Raw genomic sequence first — 17,692 nt, forward strand, 5'->3', positions numbered from 1 at the left:
CTGGCAGCTTTTTCGCGTAAGTGTTTCGTTATTTTTTCTCGCTTTCCCTGTGATCTGAAGAGGAAAAGTGTTCCGAAAAATGTTTAAAGTGTTTTGTAATTGCTAATCTACATGCCTGCCTGGGATTTGGCAATATTTTCGGACAGGTGTTATGCTGGAAAAACAAACGGGCACAGCATGCTGTACCCGTTTTTTGATGCCTGATTGCCGGATAATGTCAGCGGCGCATCTGCCTGGATGGCTGCTGCTGGGATGGCGTTGATGATGAGGCTCCCTGTTTGGCTGCCTCGGCAACATAAATTTCTACCCGCCGGTTTTTTGCGCGTCCGGCTTCTGACCTGTTATCTGCAACAGGCTGGCTTGAACCGTGCCCTTCAATATAAAAGCGGTTGGCCGCCACACCCTTTTTAACCAGGTAATCCCGGACATTGGCTGCCCGCTGACGCGAAAGCGGCAGATTGACGGTATCTGATCCGGTATTGTCCGTGAATCCGTAAATGGCAACAGTGGTGTCTGGATAGGCTTTCAGGTTATCAGCGAAAGTATCCAGGATGGATGCCAGTTTGGGTGATATTTCCGCGCTGCCCTGCGCAAAGGAAATATCGCTCGGTACATTGATCTTGAGCTGGTTGTCCTGCGTCTGGGTCACTTCTACGCCTGTGCCTTGTGTGGCTTTTTGCATATCCTCTTTCTGCTTTTGCATATGCTGTCCCCACAGATAACCGCCTCCTCCACCAATGAGGGCGCCTATACCGGCTCCGGCAGCAACCCGGCCGACGCCCCCGCCACCTGTCATACCGCCAATGATGCCGCCTGCTACTGCGCCAATACCGGCCCCGGTTGTTGTGGATTTTTGGGTTTCTGACATATCCGCACAACCGCAGAGTGACATGGCGACAACCAGCGCTGAAACCGTGATTTTCGTTCGCATAGTGTGCTCCTTTCCTGAGGGATGATTATTTGCAGACAGATAGAAAGCGATTGCCTGCACGAAGTGATTATTGTCATTTTTGCACAATTTTTACGAAAAAAGCACAGTTTTCCCTGGCGAAAAAAGAAAGAAACATACCAGAAATGAAACAATGAGATACGCAGGTGCAGGGAAAAGAAAAAACCGCGCTTATGAAGTGAACCTTTAATATTGGACATTTCCTGCGGTTATTGAAATGGCCTGAGTACGGTATTACCCAGGACTCAGGCCGTTTAAATTCAGTTTTTACTGGCTGCGTTGATTTCTTTTGTTCCTGAATCAGGGCTTGCAGCTTTTTTAGATAGGCATTCTCCGCGCGAAGATACTCAAGCGCTTCCTGGATGGTTTTGAATTCAGGAAGAGATGCTGTCATGGTATTGACGGGGTTTGCTTTCTTCTCTGACAATCGGGGCCGTCCTTTTCGGTTACTTTGAAGGGCTATGATACCGCCTTGACGGTAAAGACGCTCCCATCTGCTGACTGTACAAGCCGCCGCAATACCAGATTTTGCATCAATGCCGAAACGTTTTCCGGTCCTTCTGGCTCCCTCTCCACTGTTGGGATAATGGAGCGCAACCTCTCGCTTGAATTCCAGACTGTATTTCTTCTTGCCCATAAAGTGAAACCCTTAAGCGTTGGCTGTCCAACTTTAGGGGTTCACTTCAAAAACGCGGGGCTTTTATCGGCAACATCCGGTCAGGATGCGGTTTTTTCACCGACGTAGATTTCCACGCGGCGGTTTTCAGCACGTCCTTCAGCAGTACTGTTATCAGCAGTCGGGTATTGGGAACCCAGACCTTCGATGCGGATGCGGCTGGATTGAACACCCTGGCTGACCAGGTAATTCCTTACATGGGTTGCACGATCACGTGACAGCTGATTGTTGATGGCATCACTGCCCGTGCTGTCGGTATGACCTGCAACAATAATATGCGTGTTGGGGTATGCCTTCAGATTGGCTGCCACTTTATCCAGCACATGGCGGAAGTCTGAATTCAGCTGGGAGCTTCCGGTTGTAAAGGAAATGTCGCTCGGGATGTTGACCTGCATGAAATTGTCTTCCGTCTTGGTTACCGTGACACCGGTATTCTGGGTGGAAGCGGTCATATCATCCTTCTGCTTTTCCATATGTTTGGACCAGAGGTAAGTGCCGCCGCCGCCAATAAGGCCGCCCAGTGCGGCTCCGCCCAGTGCGCGTGCCCAGCCGCCAGGACCGGTTACAGCACCAAGTACAGCACCGGCAGCAGCGCCAACGCCAGCCCCGGTTGTTGTTTTTTTCTGGGTATCCGTCATATTGGCGCAGCCTGTCATGGCAATAGCTGCTGCAAGAACGGAAACAGTGATTTTCGTGCGCATAGATTTCTCCATTGGGTTTGCTGTATTTTCGAAAAACCGCCGGATTTGTTTTTTGACACCATGCTTCTTCACGTTTGTTTCAGGTGCATTTCTTCTCAAAACAAAAGACCGGAATCTGCCACGGGTTTGGTGTGGTTTTTTTCAGACGGGAGAATCAGGCGTTGGTTCTGCCCGGGCAGGCAGAATTGTTTGACAAACCTCATGTGATGAGGATTAAGGGAGAGCTTTCAGGATGAATAGTCATGAGAAAACCGCCGGGTCTGCTTGTCAGAACCGGCGGTTTTCTGAAAAAGACGGATGGGCCTACAGCACTTGTGCAATAGCCTTGACCACGCGTCCGATATTGCCGGAGTTGAGTGCGGCAACACAAATGCGGCCGGTATCAACCGCATAAATGGAATGTTCATCCCGCAACTGCTCAACCTGTTTTTTATTGAGGCCGGAATAGGAAAAAAGACCATTTTGCGTAATGATATAGCTGAAATCCAGGTCTTCGCGCAGGGCGGACAGGTCCTGTGCCAGTTTTTCCCGCATCTGTCGGATACGTGAACGCATGTCTGACAATTCGTTGTCCCACATGGTGTAAAGCTCAGGAGATGACAAAACCGTTGTGACGATTTCTGCGCCATGCCGGGAAGGGTTGGAATAATTGGTGCGGATCACGCGTTTTACCTGGGAAAGTGCGCGGGTTGCCTCATCGGCTGATCTGGCGACAAAGCTGAATGCGCCGATACGCTCACCATACAGGGAGAATGATTTGGAGTAGGAATTCGATACCAGCAGGTAGGGGCAATTATCGGCAAAGCGCCTGATAATGCGTCCGTCAGCTTCCAGGCTTTGGGCAAATCCCTGATAGGCCATGTCCAGGAAAGGAATGAGGGAGCGTTCACTGATGACTGCGATGACTTCATCCCACTGCCCGTCTGAAAGGTCAAGACCTGTCGGGTTGTGGCAGCATGCATGGAGCAGAACTGTTGAACCTGACGGCATGGATTTGAGTTCGGCTATCATGCCATTGAAATTGATGCTGCGTGTTTCGCCATCATAATAGGGATAGGTATGAACGGTGAACCCATCCGCTTCAAAAAGCGCCCGATGGTTTTCCCAGCTCGGGTTGCTGATCCATATATGGGAACTGGCTGAAAAGCGGCTGATGAAGTCAGCGCCGATCCGGAGCGCGCCCGTTCCGCCAAGCGCCTGCACTGTCATGATGCGCTTTTCATCAAATCCACGGCAGCCTTCGCCAAAAACCATCTTCTGCACAGCCGTATTGAAAGCCGGCAGGCCGTCAATGGGGAGATAAGTATGCGGAGCGGCTTTTTCCAGCATCATGGTTTCTGCCTGCTGTACGCATTTGAGCAGAGGCACCTTGCCGTTGTCATCGTAATAGACACCGACGCCCAGATTGATCTTTTCTGGATTTTGATCAGCGTTGAATGATTCGGTGATACCTAAAATAGGATCGCGTGGCGCCATCGGGATGGCGGAAAAGAGGGGCTCCGGTATAGATTGGCTCATCGTGTTACCATTTAATATTATCCGGTGTAAATGATTGTTTTTTCCTGTTAATTCACTTCACGATACATCGTTTTTACCGGTATTCAGGTTACTCAGGATGTTACACAATCCTGATGCAACCATCATCTTATCAAAGGTAAGAATTTAATGCCGCATTTATCGCCATTTTCTGACAAAAAAGAGACAGCCAGGTTCGTTTCCTTTCCAGATTCGCCTTTTCAGCTCTACCAGCCGTTCCAACCATCGGGTGACCAGCCTGAGGCGGTGGACAAGCTGGTGGAAGGTCTGGAAGATGGCCTGGCGTACCAGACACTGCTGGGCGTGACCGGCTCGGGAAAGACCTATACCATGGCCAATGTGATTGCCAGAACAGGCCGGCCCGCTATCGTCTTTGCTCCGAACAAGACCCTGGCGGCACAGCTGTACAGCGAGTTCAGGGAGTTTTTCCCGAAAAACGCGGTGGAATATTTTGTCAGCTATTACGATTACTACCAGCCGGAAGCGTATGTTCCCCAGCGGGATCTTTTTATCGAAAAAGATTCTGCGATCAATGAGCATATCGAGCAGATGCGCCTGTCCTGCACCAAATCCATCATGGAGCGAAAGGATGTGGTGATTGTGGCGACCGTTTCGGCGATATACGGTATCGGCAATCCCAATGAGTACCACCAGATGATCCTGACCCTGCGTGAAAAGGACAAGCTGTCCCAGCGTGATGTCATTGCCCGGCTTGTGCAGATGCAATACAACAGGAACGAGCTGGACTTTGCGCGAGGTACTTTCCGGGTGAGGGGCGATACGATTGATGTGTTCCCGGCAGAGAATGCGGAATACGCCTTGCGTATCGACATGTTTGATGATGAAGTCGAGACCCTGCAGTTTTTTGATCCACTCACCGGCAGGATTATCCAGCGGATTCCGCGTTTTACCATTTATCCCGGCTCACATTACGTGACACCAAGGGCAACCGTGCTCAAGGCGATAGAGACCATCAAGGATGAGCTGCGGGAACGAAAGGCCTTTTTCCAGCAAAGCGGCAAATTTGTCGAAGAGCAGCGCCTTGACCAGCGCACGCGTTTTGATCTGGAAATGCTCCAGGAAATGGGTTTTACCAAGGGAATCGAAAACTATTCGCGTCATCTCACCGGTGCAAAGCCGGGTGATCCACCGCCGACACTGGTGGACTATATGCCGCCTGATGCGCTCTTTTTCCTGGATGAGTCCCATGTGATGATCGGGCAGCTCAATGGCATGTATAACGGTGACCGCTCGCGCAAGACCAATCTGGTGGATTATGGCTTTCGCCTGCCCTCTGCGCTGGATAACCGGCCCCTGCGTTTTGATGAATTCATCAGCAAGATCGGGCAGACGATCTTTGTATCGGCCACACCGGCCGACTATGAGTTGTCGCACTCCGACCAGGTGGTCGAGCAGGTGGTGCGTCCTACCGGGCTGGTGGATCCTGCCGTGATTGTGCGTCCTGCCAGCACGCAGGTGGATGACCTGCTGCTGGAAATCAATGACCGCGTGGAGAAAAGCGAGCGGGTATTGGTAACCACCCTGACCAAGCGCATGGCCGAGCAATTGACTGACTTTTTAAGCGAAAGTGGCGTCAAGGTCCGTTATCTGCACAGTGATATTGATACGGTCGAGCGTGTTGAAATCGTGCGTGACCTGCGCCTGGGTACCTTTGACGTGCTCGTCGGGATCAACCTCTTAAGGGAAGGGCTTGATATTCCGGAGGTTTCGCTGGTGGCGATCCTGGATGCCGACAAGCAAGGCTTTCTGCGCTCCGAGCGCAGCCTCATCCAGACAATTGGCCGTGCAGCGCGCAACCTGAACGGGACAGCCATCCTGTATGGTGATGTCATGACAGATTCGATGAAACGGGCGATTGAGGAAACCGAACGCCGCCGCGCCAAGCAGCTGACTTATAATGAAGTGCACCATATTACGCCCGCTGGTATCATGAAAGAAGTGCGTGACCTGATTGACGGGGTCTTCAATTCAGAGCAGGCGCGGCAGGAAATGCTGATCCGCCAGGACAGGGCACATTATGATTCCATGGGCGAAAAGCAGCTTGGCAAGGAAATCAAGCGGCTGGAAAAACAGATGAATGACCATGCGAAAAATCTGGAGTTTGAACAGGCGGCCCAGGTCCGTGACCAGTTGCGGCTTTTAAGAGAGCGCGTCTTCGGTGCCGGTATCGTTGACAGGATTCTTGAGGCGACACCCAAAAAATGACCTTGCCCGCTTTTATTACCGATTCTTGTGCACGGGCCCATCCCAGTTGGCATCCTGTCCTTGAAAAGGGCATCCGTGCGGTGGCACAGGCTGACAGCAGTTATCTGGCCGGGCTGGAGAAAGACACCTTTCTTCCCACGAAAAACCGTCTCTTTGCAGCCTTTTCACAGCCAATGGATGCCGTGCGCTATGTGCTCGTTGGAGAGGGGCCTTATCCCCGGGAAGAGAGTGCCTCCGGCTATTGTTTCATGGATGGTGCCGTGCGTGATATCTGGTCAGACAAGGGCTTTTCAAAGCCGGTCAACCGGGCCACCTCGCTGCGCAATTTCCTGAAGATGCTGCTGGTGGCAGAAAACACCCTGCAGCCGGGCAATACCAGCGGGGAAGCCATGGCGGCAGTGGCCCGTGCCGTTTCATCACCGGACTCACCTTATATCCGCCAGCTCGATGAGTTGCAGCAGGCGATGCTGGACCAAGGGTTTCTGCTTTTGAATGCCACGCTGGTTTTCAGGAAGCATATCGCTCCGGCCAGAGAATCAAGGGCATGGCTCCCTTTTTTGCAGACGGTCATGGATGCGCTGGCAGATAATGCGGCTGCGTCTGAAAAGCCTTTGCCTGTGCTTGTCCTGTGGGGAAAAATCGCGGAAAAGCTCACAGAGATCGAATCCGTTTCCCGCTTTCCCCAGGTGGCTTCCGAGCATCCCTACAATCTGTCCTTCATTCGCAACACAGACATGCAACATCTTTTTGGTTCGATGGGTTTGTTCCGGAAATAACAGGAAAAACATATAATTGCTGCGTTATCTTGATGTGGCTTGCCTGAAAAAGCAGGATATCTTTTTTGTGGTTTTTGCCTGTCAGCAGTTTTCACGGGCAGTTTTCAGTGGCATCATAGCCGATAGTCCACACTTTTTTCGAGAGTAAAATGCCTGATTCAGAAATAAAAGATATGACCGCTCCCGAGTTCCAGCGCTCATTTGGCCGCCGCATTGACGAAATGCGTCCGATTACCTTTGAACGCGGGTTTACCCGATATGCGGAAGGTTCTGTGCTGACCACTTTTGGTGATACCAAAATTATCTGCACGGCCAGCATTGAAGAGCGCGTTCCTCCCTTTTTGAGAGGCACCGGACGTGGCTGGCTGACTGCTGAATACGGCATGCTGCCCCGCGCAACCCACACCCGCTCCGACCGTGAAGCGGCGAGAGGGCGCCAGTCGGGCCGTACACAGGAAATCCAGCGCCTGATCGGGCGTTCCCTGCGTGCGGCCTTTGATCTGAATGCGTTTGGTGAGCGCACCCTGAAACTTGATTGCGATGTCATCCAGGCAGATGGGGGCACCCGTACCGCTTCCATTTGCGGCGCCATGATTGCCGCTTATGATGCGTTCAGCGAAATGGTTGATGATGGCGTCATTGAAACCGTGCCATTGCGCCATTTTGTTGGCGCCATCTCTGTGGGCATGATGCAGGGCATTGCCATGCTTGACCTGGATTACCAGGAAGACAGTATGTGCGATACCGACATGAATATTGTCATGACAGAAGAGGGCATGTTTGTCGAGATGCAGGGCACAGCCGAAGGCGATGTCTTTGACCGCATCGCACTGGACAATATGCTGGCGCTGGCCCAAAAAGGAATTGCAGAGCTTATCAGCCTGCAAAAATCCATTCTGGGCGTGGATAACCAGTATTGATGGATAATGCCTGGTTTTTTCTACCGGGAATCAGGCAACGACAGGAAACATGCTTCAGAAAATCGTACTGGCTTCGGGCAACAAGGGAAAACTGAAAGAACTGCGGGAAATGCTTTCCCCGGCAGGGTTGGATGTCTGCCCGCAATCTGACTTTGCCGTCAGTGATGCGCCGGAGCCTTATCTTACTTTTGTCGAAAATGCGCTGAACAAGGCCCGCCATGCGTCACGCGAGACCGGCCTGCCTGCGCTTGCCGATGACTCCGGTATCTGTGTGGACAGCCTGGGCGGTGCGCCCGGCGTCATTTCCGCACGCTATGCCGGTGAGCATGGCTCGGATCTGCTCAATAACCAGAAGCTGGTGGCCGATCTCGCGCCATTTGAGGACAAGTCGGCCAATTTTTACTGCGTGCTGGTGTATGTCCGGCACCCTGATGATCCCCAGCCCGTGATCGCCGACGGTATCTGGCGGGGACAGATCGTTGCCGAACCGGCAGGCGAAAATGGCTTTGGCTATGATCCACATTTTCTGGTTCCTGAGATGGGCAGGACGGCTGCGCAGCTTTCACCGGAAGAAAAAAACCGGCTGTCCCACCGGGGAAAAGCCCTGCGCGCATTGCTGGAGAAACTGAAATGATGCTCATTCCACCACGCGTACCCAACAGGCGCGAAGACGGCCTGCTGCACTTTGACCTGTTGCCGCCGCTTTCGCTGTATGTCCATATACCCTGGTGTGTGAAAAAGTGCCCGTACTGCGACTTCTATTCCCACGCCATTTCCTCTGCCGTGCCGGAAGAAAGATACCTCACCGCACTGGAGCAGGATCTGGAAGCGTCTCTGCCGCTTATCAAGGGAAGGCAGGTCTCCACCGTGTTTATCGGTGGTGGAACGCCCAGCCTGCTCTCAGGCGATGCCATCAATAAGCTGCTGGTCATTCTCCGCAACAAGCTGCTGTTGACGCCGGATGTGGAGATCACCCTCGAAGCCAATCCGGGCACCTTTGATGACGACAAGATAAAAGCCTATCGTGAAGCGGGCGTTAATCGCCTTTCCATTGGCATCCAGAGTTTCAACCAGAAGCACCTGGATATACTGGGCCGTATCCACGATGTCAACCAGGCGAAAAGGGCTGTTGAAATCGCCATGACGCACTTTGACAACGTCAACCTGGACCTGATGTACGCATTACCGCACCAGACAAAAGACGATCTGGATGCCGATCTGACCATGGCTATTTCCTACGATCCGGCACACCTTTCACTGTATCAGTTGACCATAGAGCAAAACACCTATTTTGCCTTTAATCCCCCGGACCTGCCGGATGAAGATACCGTGGCCGATATGCAGGACATGATCGAGATGATGACGGCAACAGCAGGCTACGAACACTACGAGGTATCGGCCTATGCCAAACCGGGCCGTGCCTGCCGCCACAATATCAACTACTGGCTCTTTGGTGACTACCTGGGTATCGGCTCAGGCGCGCATTCCAAGATTACTGTTGACGGGAAGGTGATCCGTCAGACACGTTTTGAGCAGCCGCCAACCTATATGCTGGAGGCAGGCAAGGGACGTGCCGTAGATGAGGAATTCACACTCTCCCATGAAGACCTGGGTTTTGAATTCATGCTCAATGCCCTGCGGTTGACCAAGGGGTTTTACCCCGAGATGTTTGAGGAAAGAACGGCACTGCCATTGGACAGCATCAGACCGTATCTCAAGCAGGCCGAAAAGCGGGGACTCTTGTACCGCGACCCGACCATCATCCGTCCCACAGAGAAGGGAATGCTCTTTCTGAATGATCTCCAGCAGATTTTTCTGCCGGACGAGTGACTTTTCTCACACAAATTGAACCCAACACGTGAGAGCTTGGGTATAATGCCATCTTCCGGAAGGGTGGCAGAGTGGTCGAATGCACCGGTCTTGAAAACCGGCGATGTGCAAGCATCCGTGGGTTCGAATCCCACCCCTTCCGCCAATTAAAACAGCCACTTACGGCTGTTTTTTTTTGTGCCTGAAAATGAGGCGTTCCGCAACCCCCCATTATTTTGTCGGTTTTACCTTTTCGTCGGCGCGGCGGTAAACATCTTTTGTGATCTGTTTTTCGGTATGTCCGAGCAGCATGCTGGCCTCTTCCAGGCTGTCGATCTCACTCGCTGCCTTTGCCCGTATATCCCGGAACTGAAATTGTCGGATCCGGTGTGCCAGATCCGGATCGTTTTTTTCTGCCTCTTTAATGGCATCTGCCCTGGCTTCGTCGAAGCGCAGGCGCAGCATACCTGGTGTTAATGGCTGGCCTGCCGGCGTTGAGATAAGAAAAACACTGCTGACTTTTGATCCGCGCGCATATATTTCGTCGATCTTTTTGCCAAGCCCTGTCCGATATGGTTTCCCATGCTCATCGTAAAGCGTTAGGGCAATCAGCAGTTTTTTTCCGATTTTGCCCTGTATCACCTGGAGATGATCATTGATGATGTCGGTTTTACGCATTTTCAGAGAATCATTCCGGCGCTGCCCGGAAAGATAGGTGATATCCATTGCATCACGCAATTCAAGGCTGGCGCACTGGTAAACCGCATTCCATACCGCATCATCGGCATAAAAATCCCTTGGCCTTTCCCTGTTCTTTCTTACCCCTCGCACCGGGTTTTCTTTCGCCGTATATCCCCATTCCCGCGCCATATTGAAAATATGGGAGAGAAGAGATATTTCACGGTTTGCCCGTACCTTTGCACTTCTGTTATCCCGATAAAGCGCAATATGCTGCGGGGTAATGGAATCGATCGGCGCGGTTTCAAAAGACTTCCGAAGCTGTCGCAGGCTTTCCAGATTGTCTTTTTGTGTCCTGGGGGCTTTGGGCGGAATGATATCGCGCTCATAACGGTCAAAGATGGGAGCCATCAGGCCTCGATCGGGCGCGGTTTGCTTTTCCAGCTTTGCCCATTTGATCTTGGCTTCGTACAGGTCCGTGCCGAGTGGTATCTCGATGCGTTTACCGTTTTCATCGCGCCCGTTGTAAAAATAGGTGACATAGACCGATCCGTCTTTACGCGGTCTTATCCGTCGCAACATGCGGGGAGGGAGGTCTTTGGCTTTATTTAATGGATGAGGTTGGTTATGTGGCGGAATATATGGAAGCGTAAAAATCAGCAGAGAATCATGCTCGTGGTTGCGTTTCTTGTTGTTATGGTGCCCTTTATATCGGAATTTTTGTTTTACTTTAACAGAGGTATGAATGCCGCTGAAATGGCGGCTTGAGCACAAGCTGGTGGAACGCTTCTCGCTGTATTTTTTGCTATTGGAATTATGGATGAGCAAGATATAAGGCAAAGAAAACGTGACGAAGAAAGAGATGAGATTGAAGTTCAAAATATGCTTGTAACGGCATACGATGAGATTAAAAATTTTTCTGGTGCATATGGAGACTGGAGTGATTCGGATTTTCGTGATGTAGAGGCCTTGTATGCCAAGCGAATCGTTGTTTTTGGAACGGATTTTTACAGCCTTCCGGATATAGCCAGAAATATAGGAAAAATAAAAGATCAAGAGGTTCGGTTGACCACTATGAAATGCTTTAGGTGTATACAGAACTTTAAAACGAATCACGAAAATTACAATGAAATTGTTTTTGTATTTAATAATGCGAGAAGCTCTTATAAGAAGAGAACAGCGGAAAATCGTTTTAGGCTGCAAGATATTGAAGAAAGAATGAAATTTCATGCTTCCTTGCTTGTTTCTCTTTATAAAACCATGTGTACGGAAGTCGATGCTTTTCTTGAAGTAATCCAAAGAAAAGGGATTATCGAAAACAAGTGAATTCCATTGATAGAAAAAGGGATACAGGCTAAATGATCTGTATCCCTTTTGCTTTTGACGCCGCGGGTTATTTCTTGAAAACGAAGTCCAGGATGTCGGTGGCGGCGTTGCGAGCTTCTTCGACGCTGCTGGCGATGTGGTCCATGGTGCTGCACAGGACGGTGAGGTTGGTTTGCAGTGATTCTTTTCCCGGGGCGTGGCTGAAGCCGATGTCGGCGTAGAGGCGTGTCCGGTTGTCAGAAGCAATATTGCCCAGCTGCGTCGTCAGGCCTTTTACCTTCCTGATGGGTTCCACCTGCCCTCGATCGATGCCGATAGCCAGCCCGTCAGTCAGGTAGCCGCCATACGATGCAAAAAGCCTGCTGGGGCTGTGGATGCCCATGGACGCCTGAAAGGTTTCGGTAATACTGACGGCAAAGGATTTTACCTTGTCCAAAAGCAGATTGCCCGCTTTTGTGATCCCGTTGATCAGCCCCTGTACGATCATGGCGCCGAATTCGGCAAACCTGCCGGGCAGGGAAGTGAAAAGCGCAATGATTCCAGACCACAAGTTGCTGAAAAAGGCTTTAATCGGTTCCCAGTACTTGTAGATCAGAAAAGCGGCCAGCGCGATTGCCATAATGATGGCAAGGATGTCCTCATCATCGCCACCCGTGTGGACGCGCACACGCTTTTCTTCATAGTTGATTTCGGCAATGGTGCCGTAACGGACTATGTTTTCAATCAGGCGGCGCAATTCTGCCAGTTCAGCGAGGATATCTTGCATGGCTACATATCCCTACTCGTGCAGGATCTCGCATCTGTTGGCGGGTTACTTTGGGCTTTAGTAACCCGGAGGAATATTCATTGGTTGAAAATTTATATACAAAAATGTATATCTTTTTGTTGAATTTGTATACATTTTTGTATATAATTATTGCAAGGTCATAAAAAAGAAGAGGGCAAAGTGAAACAAAGTGAATTTGTTAAGTGGCTAAGGAGGCAGGGAGCGACTTTTGAGCAGGGAACAAGGCATCTGAAAGTCACTCTAGATAGCGTCTACTTGAGTATGGTTAACGCATTCAACCAAAGGGCGATACAGCGCACCTGCACAGCGGCAGCAAATGTCGCGAGATTTTTTGCGTATCTTGTGGCAATACCCCGCCAGCGTTTGAGATAAAGAAAGACATTTTCCACCAGGTGACGCTTCTGATAAATCTGCCGATCGTAGCTTCTTTTCTCCTTGCGATTTCTTTTCGGGGGTATGACGGGTATGATGTTGCGGGATTTTGCATGGTCAAGAATGGCGTTTGAATCATAACCCCGATCCGCCACCAGATGGCGAGGGGATATCCCATCCATTAACCGTGAAGCCTGCGTACAATCTGCAACGGTACCCGATGTGACAAGACATCTGACCGGCATACCATTCGCATCCACGGCCAGATGTATTTTTGAGTTGAGCCCCCTTTTGTGCGCCCCATGCCCTGGTTGCCTCCTCTTGCCCCCGCCGCGTGCGGGTGAATCTTGATGTGACTTGCATCTATCAGAAGCCATTCAAAATCAGGCTCATCTATCAGGATTTCCAGCAGGCGCTCCCATATGCCCTTGTCGCGCCAGCGGATGAAGCGCTGGTGAACGCTCCCCCATTTTCCGTACTCCGGCAAAAGATCACGCCAGGGGGCGCCTGTGCGTAATATCCAGAATACAGCATTAATGAAGGTGCGGTTATCTTTGGCTATCCTGCCCCATTGACCAGGCTGTCCTGGAAGGTGGGGCTCAAGTAAAGCCCAGGCCTGGTCGGATATGTCGTGGCGTCTGTACGCTGGTCTCATGGAATCTCCTGTTAAAGGGTGGTCTTCCTATAATGATCATCGCTTCATAACATCTGCCATCTGGCAAACAGAGGGAGTTTTATCTCTTATATCTCATGTAGACACTATCTAAATGACCGGATAAGCTACTTGCCAAGGCACCCTTCGAAAGAGCTGAAAAAAGGACTGGTAGAAGGGGTAAAAAAAGACCTGAACCTGAAGTAACCCTTGAAAAAGGGTTACTTTCACTTGCCCGATAATGAATAAAGAGAGGTAACAACATGAAATATCCAGCAAAATTTACACCCGATAAGGAAGACGGTGGCTATGTCGTCACTTTCCGGGATATTCCGGAAGCCATTACACAGGGAGATACCTTTGAAGAGGCCATGGAAATGGCAGAAGACGTGCTGGCTTTCGCCTTGAAACATTATTTTGACAGAAGCCTTCCTGTTCCCTTGCCTTCCAAGGCGAAAAGGGGGGAGCATCTTGTGACGCTGTCGGCCAATGTAGCGGCAAAAGCGCTGCTGCTCAATGAAATGATCGGGCAGAATGTAAAGCAGGCTGATCTGGCGAGGCGCCTCGGTGTGCAACCGGCGGAAGTGACTCGCATGGTAAACCTGCAGCATTCAACAAAGATTGAACGCATTGAAGCGGCCCTGAAAACCATGGGAAAAAGCCTCGAAATCCGGGTTGTGTAAGGTTATTCCTGCATGTGTCGCAACACGGAATCCATGATCAACCGCTCATCTGCCTCGCTGAACCCCAACAGGCGACGTTCCGGGTACCGGACTTCCGGACCATCCGGCGAAACCCTGTCTTTCTTTCCGAAGTGATGGACGGCAGCGATACGGGATACCTTGTCCAGAAATGAGATGCCGACCTGATTCTGGTCTGCCTGAATGCGCATGCGGCTGGCCATCTTCAGCTTGTTGAACATGAGGGATTGTTTGCGCTTGATGCGGCCCTTTTTGCTGCGTAGCTGCTTTTTGTTTTTGCGGGGAGTGTAACCGGATCCGTCCGGGTTGACCTGGCTTGCAATACGAAGGGATTGGCTGCGGCGCAGATCTACGCCGATTTTTCTTGCCAGCTTTTTGCGGGCGGCAGGTGTGGCTTTTTCCAGCAGACCACCAATCCAGTTTTCAAACCGCTCCAGTTCACCATTCATGGCTTTTTGAGGGCGTCGGTATACCACTCGGCCAGGAGGTCATCACCCTTGTACAGTTGCCAGAATTTGTCTGTATAGTCAGGTGTAAACTGCGGTTCCTGCTGGTGTCGGGCAGAGAGTTTGCCTTTTTCATCTTCCCTGACGATCACCTTTTCCGTGAGATCCAGCTCAATGGAAATGTCCATCGTCCTGTTGTTGAAATCGGCCTCGAAGCGGATGCCGGTTTTTCGTCTATCCGGGTTGCTTAGCAGCTCGATCTGGTGAACATACAGCCAGGACAGCAACGGTACCATAGCCTTGCCTGTTTTAACAGGTCAAACAGGGCGTCCCGTCCCACAAGGATGCCCTCCGGCTTGAGCATGGCGTAGAGTTTTCTGGTGCCAAGCCGGGGCTGAATCATCCGCTCATGGCGAACTCGCTTTAGAATCTGTTCTCCCAGAGCCTCTTTACGTAATTCCCGCGCTTTTCTCTGGTAACAGGCCTGGCGGCTGATGCCGATAAACCGGCAGGCTTGCGCTATGCTTTTTTGGCAGCTTTACTGCATACTCTGTCTTGATAATGTCCGGCATGGATTCAAACAGCTGTGCTTTGAGATTGGCTTCCTTGAGTTCTTGCTCAAGTTCTTTGATCCGCTGTTCCGGTGTCTGTGGGCGCTTTTCGGAATCCATAATGTTTCTCTTGAGACCGGATCCCCCCAGTTTATGCCAATTCATCCGTCCGTGCTTGCGTAACCAGACTAAGACGGTTGATCTGCGCTGGATGCCATAGCGCTCCTGCGCCTCTTTTGCTGTCATTTCCCCTTTTTCAACCTGCTCTACAACGGCCAGTTTAAAAGCCATTGTGTAATCCCGCTGGGTGCGTTTAATCCAATCTCCCATTGACTTCTCCTTCCTATAGGAAAAAAGTGTCAACTCTATTTAGGACGGGTCACAGGTAAAGCAAAAAGGGCGGGTACCGCCCTTTTTGTTTGCCTGCTGGCGGCTCTACTGCAGGCGTCTGAGGCGATAGAGAAGCTGCTGCTTGGTTTCCTGCCAGTCATCAATGATCGAATCGGAAAAATTTTCGCTGAAGAACTCACGGCTGTCTTCGACATAATCGTAAAAGGCCTGGCAGTGGTCAACGAGATTTTCAGGCCGTGTGGCTTTTGGCACGGTAATTTTGAGATCACCGTAAAGTGCCATGCTGGTTTCTGTCAGACGATCCAGGATATCCGGCAGCGATTCCAGTGCCTGGTCGATGGCGATATGCTCGGCATAGCTGCCTCTGCCGGTGATCCACCAGTGAAAAAGCTTGAGGCTGGTGTTGTGGGAAAACATGTTGCCGAGAAGTTCGGCGATTTTTGCGGTATCGGCTTTTTTGCTGTCTTTGCTGCTCATGGCTCACCTTCCTGAAAGCGGGGCTGGGGTATCTGTGCCCCATCGGATTGATCAAGGCAGGACGCATCCGCTTCCTGCAACCAGCTTTATGCTAGATTGCAGGAAGGCGTCACCGCTTGATCCGGATAAAACCCTGTGTGCCTGCGGCTGCTTTCATGATGCGACGTTGATCTTTATCAAATAACAACAGGCGAGGCGATGACTCCCGAAACGGATTAAGGCTTCCGGCTGAGCTCACCCTATGCTTCACGCCTCGATGGCCAGGTTTTTTCAGACCGTGCCATGCAGAACTGTTATCGTCTGCGGCTGGATTTTGTGCCAATGAGTATTTCTACCGGCGGAATGTTCGCCGGCAGGCTGGATGCGGTGGCCGGACAGATGGGCTATGCCGTCTTTTTAATGCCGAATGCCAGTTGCCGGATGTAATCACGTATGTCAGATGGCCAGCTTTCGGTATGTTGGTAAAAGCGTTCTGCTTCACTGGCAAAAAGTGCCCTGGATGCTTCTTCAAAGGCAGGCAGGTTCCCCGCAACAGCTGACATGAATCGGTAGGTGCGTTCCTGCATATGACGCTGCCGGTCCGTTTCTGCGCCCGCTTTGCGCGCCTTTTCAACGAGCTTGCGCAGGGTAACGGATGCGCCGCCCGGCTGGGATTCCAGCCATTCCCAATGGCGGGGCAGGAGCGTGATTTCACGGGAGACCACGCCAAGCTTCGGGCGTCCGCGCGATTCCGGCACAGGCTCAGCATTGGGTTCTTCAGAAAGGATGGCAGGCGCCGAAGGCGTCAAGCCGCGCAGGCGGGAAAGGATGTCTGCATCGGTGCCGCAGACATCGATTTCCACTGTTTCGCCGGTCTGATCGTTGAAAGTCAGCACGGCACCATGGCTGCGTGCAGCCAGCGCCTGCTTTACGGCAAGCGCATTGGCTTGAAGGCTTCCCGAGGCAATGCGTTTGTTGCCGTCAAAGCTGGTGTACGTGATTGCTGTTGTCATGTTTTTCATTTTCGGTAAAGAGGGGCCCTTGTTTTCATCCGGGTAAAAATAAAAGTCAAGTCAGGCTGCGCGGGAAGGGGCTGCCATGGTTTATGCTGTCCTGATTCGTCCGGCATATTTTTCCGGGGAACAGGAGTTGAGGAAATGCAGCTAAAACAATTTGGAATGAAGGTTTTGGCGGCAGGTATGCTGTTGTTGCCTGCCCTGGCTTTTTCCGCGCCTGCTTGCAAGGGGGTGGGCCTGCCTCATGATGCGCCGATGTTCTACCTCATCTCGGCCCGGGTGACGGACAAGGGGATTGCCGATGAGCCGTCTGGTAAAAACAGTACGCCTGACAAGCGAGAACGGCTGGCGGATATCTTTGCCAAGAATGACGTGGATGTGTTTCTTTTCAACCGGAACCCGGCAGGGGATCGGGCGCTCGGGTATGGTGTGACTATCGGGCTTTTCCGTTCGGTTGATCTGAACGGCGATATCGTCGACGATCTTTTCATTTATGAGCCGGCAGGGGCGTTTTATTTCATCATGCTGTATGCCGGATGCGGGGATGATTACTACACGCCGGTGGGTAGTTTTGACAGCCGTGAGATACCGGTGCCTGCGCGGTATTCGCCGGTGAACGGGGTGAAGTGGGCCGAGTTTGAGGTGATAGCGCCGGACAGGACCATGAGGCATGCTGATCCGCTGGTCAACTGGGCAAAGCGCACCTGGTCATTTGACGGGAAAGTCTACCGCCAGATGAAAGTCGAGCCGCTGAAATAGCGCT

At 51.5% G+C, this 17,692-nt stretch carries 20 protein-coding genes and 1 tRNA gene; 9 read left to right on the top strand and 12 right to left on the bottom strand.

Going from position 1 to position 17,692, the window contains the following annotated elements; genetic code table 11:
• Positions 1-217: 217 nt before the first annotated feature.
• The 4 genes from NB640_RS11315 to NB640_RS11330 form a co-directional block, all read right to left on the bottom strand.
• The gene (locus NB640_RS11315; RefSeq protein ID WP_269308802.1) at positions 218-931 is read right to left on the bottom strand and encodes an OmpA family protein; all 714 of its coding nucleotides are present in this window, start codon (positions 929-931) and stop codon (positions 218-220) included.
• Positions 932-1,004: 73 nt separating this feature from the next.
• Complete coding sequence (locus NB640_RS13080) at positions 1,005-1,586, bottom strand: transposase (RefSeq protein ID WP_408637930.1); 582 nt, start codon at positions 1,584-1,586, stop codon at positions 1,005-1,007.
• An 80-nt stretch (positions 1,587-1,666) separates the two neighbouring features.
• The gene (locus NB640_RS11325; RefSeq protein WP_269308803.1) at positions 1,667-2,326 is read right to left on the bottom strand and encodes an OmpA family protein; all 660 of its coding nucleotides are present in this window, start codon (positions 2,324-2,326) and stop codon (positions 1,667-1,669) included.
• Positions 2,327-2,629: 303 nt separating this feature from the next.
• The gene (locus NB640_RS11330; RefSeq protein WP_269308804.1) at positions 2,630-3,844 is read right to left on the bottom strand and encodes an amino acid aminotransferase; all 1,215 of its coding nucleotides are present in this window, start codon (positions 3,842-3,844) and stop codon (positions 2,630-2,632) included.
• Between the two features lie 147 nt (positions 3,845-3,991).
• On the opposite strand from NB640_RS11330, the gene uvrB reads away from it, so the two are divergent.
• The 6 genes from uvrB to NB640_RS11360 all read left to right on the top strand — a co-directional run bounded on the left by uvrB (position 3,992) and on the right by NB640_RS11360 (position 9,759).
• Positions 3,992-6,088, top strand: a complete 2,097-nt coding sequence (uvrB, locus tag NB640_RS11335) for an excinuclease ABC subunit UvrB (protein WP_269308805.1) — start codon at positions 3,992-3,994, stop codon at positions 6,086-6,088.
• A complete protein-coding gene (locus tag NB640_RS11340) occupies positions 6,085-6,864 on the top strand; it encodes a uracil-DNA glycosylase family protein (protein WP_269308806.1) in 780 nt (259 codons plus the stop codon). Before uvrB ends, NB640_RS11340 begins: the two co-directional genes overlap by 4 nt.
• Before the next feature lie 149 nt (positions 6,865-7,013).
• On the top strand, positions 7,014-7,784 hold the full coding sequence (rph, locus tag NB640_RS11345) for a ribonuclease PH (protein ID WP_269308807.1): 771 nt from the start codon (positions 7,014-7,016) through the stop codon (positions 7,782-7,784).
• Positions 7,785-7,833: 49 nt separating this feature from the next.
• Complete coding sequence (rdgB, locus tag NB640_RS11350) at positions 7,834-8,418, top strand: RdgB/HAM1 family non-canonical purine NTP pyrophosphatase (protein WP_269308808.1); 585 nt, start codon at positions 7,834-7,836, stop codon at positions 8,416-8,418.
• Positions 8,415-9,614 carry a radical SAM family heme chaperone HemW gene (gene hemW, locus NB640_RS11355; protein ID WP_332880214.1) on the top strand — a complete coding sequence of 400 codons (1,200 nt, stop codon included), beginning with the start codon at positions 8,415-8,417 and terminating at the stop codon, positions 9,612-9,614. Before rdgB ends, hemW begins: the two co-directional genes overlap by 4 nt.
• A 57-nt stretch (positions 9,615-9,671) precedes the next feature.
• Positions 9,672-9,759, top strand: a tRNA-Ser gene (locus tag NB640_RS11360).
• 65 nt (positions 9,760-9,824) lie between these two features.
• Here the strand turns inward: NB640_RS11360 and NB640_RS11365 are convergent.
• Entirely contained in the window at positions 9,825-10,853 is a 1,029-nt protein-coding gene (locus NB640_RS11365; RefSeq protein WP_269308809.1) for a tyrosine-type recombinase/integrase, read from the bottom strand.
• Positions 10,854-11,087: 234 nt separating this feature from the next.
• Here NB640_RS11365 and NB640_RS11370 point away from each other — a divergent pair, with 234 nt between their 5' ends.
• Positions 11,088-11,597 (top strand): hypothetical protein, encoded by a 510-nt coding sequence (locus NB640_RS11370; protein WP_269308810.1) that lies wholly within the window; start codon positions 11,088-11,090, stop codon positions 11,595-11,597.
• A gap of 67 nt (positions 11,598-11,664) precedes the next feature.
• Here NB640_RS11370 and NB640_RS11375 read toward each other — a convergent pair whose 3' ends face one another.
• Together NB640_RS11375 and NB640_RS13085 are read right to left on the bottom strand one after the other, a co-directional pair.
• Positions 11,665-12,363, bottom strand: coding sequence for a phage tail protein (locus NB640_RS11375; protein WP_269308811.1), 699 nt, complete (start codon positions 12,361-12,363; stop codon positions 11,665-11,667).
• 272 nt (positions 12,364-12,635) lie between these two features.
• A protein-coding gene (locus tag NB640_RS13085) for an IS5 family transposase (protein WP_408637931.1) occupies positions 12,636-13,411 on the bottom strand; the annotation gives its coding sequence in 2 pieces (ribosomal slippage) (positions 12,636-13,039 and positions 13,039-13,411; 777 coding nt in all).
• Between the two features lie 260 nt (positions 13,412-13,671).
• Here NB640_RS13085 and NB640_RS11390 point away from each other — a divergent pair.
• A complete protein-coding gene (locus NB640_RS11390; RefSeq protein ID WP_269308813.1) occupies positions 13,672-14,091 on the top strand; it encodes a type II toxin-antitoxin system HicB family antitoxin in 420 nt (139 codons plus the stop codon).
• Between the two features lie 2 nt (positions 14,092-14,093).
• Here NB640_RS11390 and NB640_RS11395 read toward each other — a convergent pair whose 3' ends face one another.
• The 5 genes from NB640_RS11395 to NB640_RS11415 all read right to left on the bottom strand — a co-directional run bounded on the left by NB640_RS11395 (position 14,094) and on the right by NB640_RS11415 (position 16,926).
• Positions 14,094-14,558, bottom strand: coding sequence for a phage virion morphogenesis protein (locus tag NB640_RS11395; protein WP_269308814.1), 465 nt, complete (start codon positions 14,556-14,558; stop codon positions 14,094-14,096).
• Positions 14,555-14,851, bottom strand: a complete 297-nt coding sequence (locus NB640_RS11400) for a phage tail protein (RefSeq protein ID WP_269308815.1) — start codon at positions 14,849-14,851, stop codon at positions 14,555-14,557. The genes NB640_RS11395 and NB640_RS11400 overlap by 4 nt, the downstream gene beginning before the upstream one ends.
• 153 nt (positions 14,852-15,004) lie before the next feature.
• Positions 15,005-15,436, bottom strand: coding sequence for a hypothetical protein (locus NB640_RS11405; RefSeq protein WP_269308816.1), 432 nt, complete (start codon positions 15,434-15,436; stop codon positions 15,005-15,007).
• Positions 15,437-15,541: 105 nt separating this feature from the next.
• The gene (locus NB640_RS11410; protein WP_269308817.1) at positions 15,542-15,934 is read right to left on the bottom strand and encodes a DUF5856 family protein; all 393 of its coding nucleotides are present in this window, start codon (positions 15,932-15,934) and stop codon (positions 15,542-15,544) included.
• 383 nt (positions 15,935-16,317) lie between these two features.
• On the bottom strand, positions 16,318-16,926 hold the full coding sequence (locus NB640_RS11415) for a DUF2239 family protein (protein ID WP_269308818.1): 609 nt from the start codon (positions 16,924-16,926) through the stop codon (positions 16,318-16,320).
• 144 nt (positions 16,927-17,070) lie between these two features.
• Between NB640_RS11415 and NB640_RS11420 the strand changes: the two genes are divergently transcribed.
• Positions 17,071-17,688 (top strand): hypothetical protein, encoded by a 618-nt coding sequence (locus NB640_RS11420; RefSeq protein WP_269308819.1) that lies wholly within the window; start codon positions 17,071-17,073, stop codon positions 17,686-17,688.
• The last annotated feature ends 4 nt before the right edge of the window (positions 17,689-17,692 follow it).

Origin of the sequence: Oxalobacter vibrioformis (assembly GCF_027118995.1) — a bacterium.
In the GTDB taxonomy this organism is placed as follows: domain Bacteria; phylum Pseudomonadota; class Gammaproteobacteria; order Burkholderiales; family Burkholderiaceae_D; genus Oxalobacter; species Oxalobacter vibrioformis.

Coding starts and splice junctions, on each gene's coding strand:
- NB640_RS13080 (WP_408637930.1), bottom strand. CDS start 1,586: ATGGGCAAGAAGAAATACAGTCTGGAATTCAAGCGAGAGGTTGCGCTC.
- rdgB (WP_269308808.1), top strand. CDS start 7,834: ATGCTTCAGAAAATCGTACTGGCTTCGGGCAACAAGGGAAAACTGAAA.
- NB640_RS11420 (WP_269308819.1), top strand. CDS start 17,071: ATGCAGCTAAAACAATTTGGAATGAAGGTTTTGGCGGCAGGTATGCTG.
- NB640_RS11370 (WP_269308810.1), top strand. CDS start 11,088: ATGGATGAGCAAGATATAAGGCAAAGAAAACGTGACGAAGAAAGAGAT.
- NB640_RS11330 (WP_269308804.1), bottom strand. CDS start 3,844: ATGAGCCAATCTATACCGGAGCCCCTCTTTTCCGCCATCCCGATGGCG.
- NB640_RS11415 (WP_269308818.1), bottom strand. CDS start 16,926: ATGACAACAGCAATCACGTACACCAGCTTTGACGGCAACAAACGCATT.
- NB640_RS11375 (WP_269308811.1), bottom strand. CDS start 12,363: ATGCAAGATATCCTCGCTGAACTGGCAGAATTGCGCCGCCTGATTGAA.
- NB640_RS11315 (WP_269308802.1), bottom strand. CDS start 931: ATGCGAACGAAAATCACGGTTTCAGCGCTGGTTGTCGCCATGTCACTC.
- NB640_RS11365 (WP_269308809.1), bottom strand. CDS start 10,853: ATGTTGCGACGGATAAGACCGCGTAAAGACGGATCGGTCTATGTCACC.
- NB640_RS11410 (WP_269308817.1), bottom strand. CDS start 15,934: ATGAGCAGCAAAGACAGCAAAAAAGCCGATACCGCAAAAATCGCCGAA.
- NB640_RS11390 (WP_269308813.1), top strand. CDS start 13,672: ATGAAATATCCAGCAAAATTTACACCCGATAAGGAAGACGGTGGCTAT.
- hemW (WP_332880214.1), top strand. CDS start 8,415: ATGATGCTCATTCCACCACGCGTACCCAACAGGCGCGAAGACGGCCTG.
- NB640_RS11325 (WP_269308803.1), bottom strand. CDS start 2,326: ATGCGCACGAAAATCACTGTTTCCGTTCTTGCAGCAGCTATTGCCATG.
- NB640_RS11395 (WP_269308814.1), bottom strand. CDS start 14,558: ATGAATGGTGAACTGGAGCGGTTTGAAAACTGGATTGGTGGTCTGCTG.
- NB640_RS11400 (WP_269308815.1), bottom strand. CDS start 14,851: ATGGTACCGTTGCTGTCCTGGCTGTATGTTCACCAGATCGAGCTGCTA.
- rph (WP_269308807.1), top strand. CDS start 7,014: ATGCCTGATTCAGAAATAAAAGATATGACCGCTCCCGAGTTCCAGCGC.
- NB640_RS11340 (WP_269308806.1), top strand. CDS start 6,085: ATGACCTTGCCCGCTTTTATTACCGATTCTTGTGCACGGGCCCATCCC.
- uvrB (WP_269308805.1), top strand. CDS start 3,992: ATGCCGCATTTATCGCCATTTTCTGACAAAAAAGAGACAGCCAGGTTC.
- NB640_RS11405 (WP_269308816.1), bottom strand. CDS start 15,436: ATGGGAGATTGGATTAAACGCACCCAGCGGGATTACACAATGGCTTTT.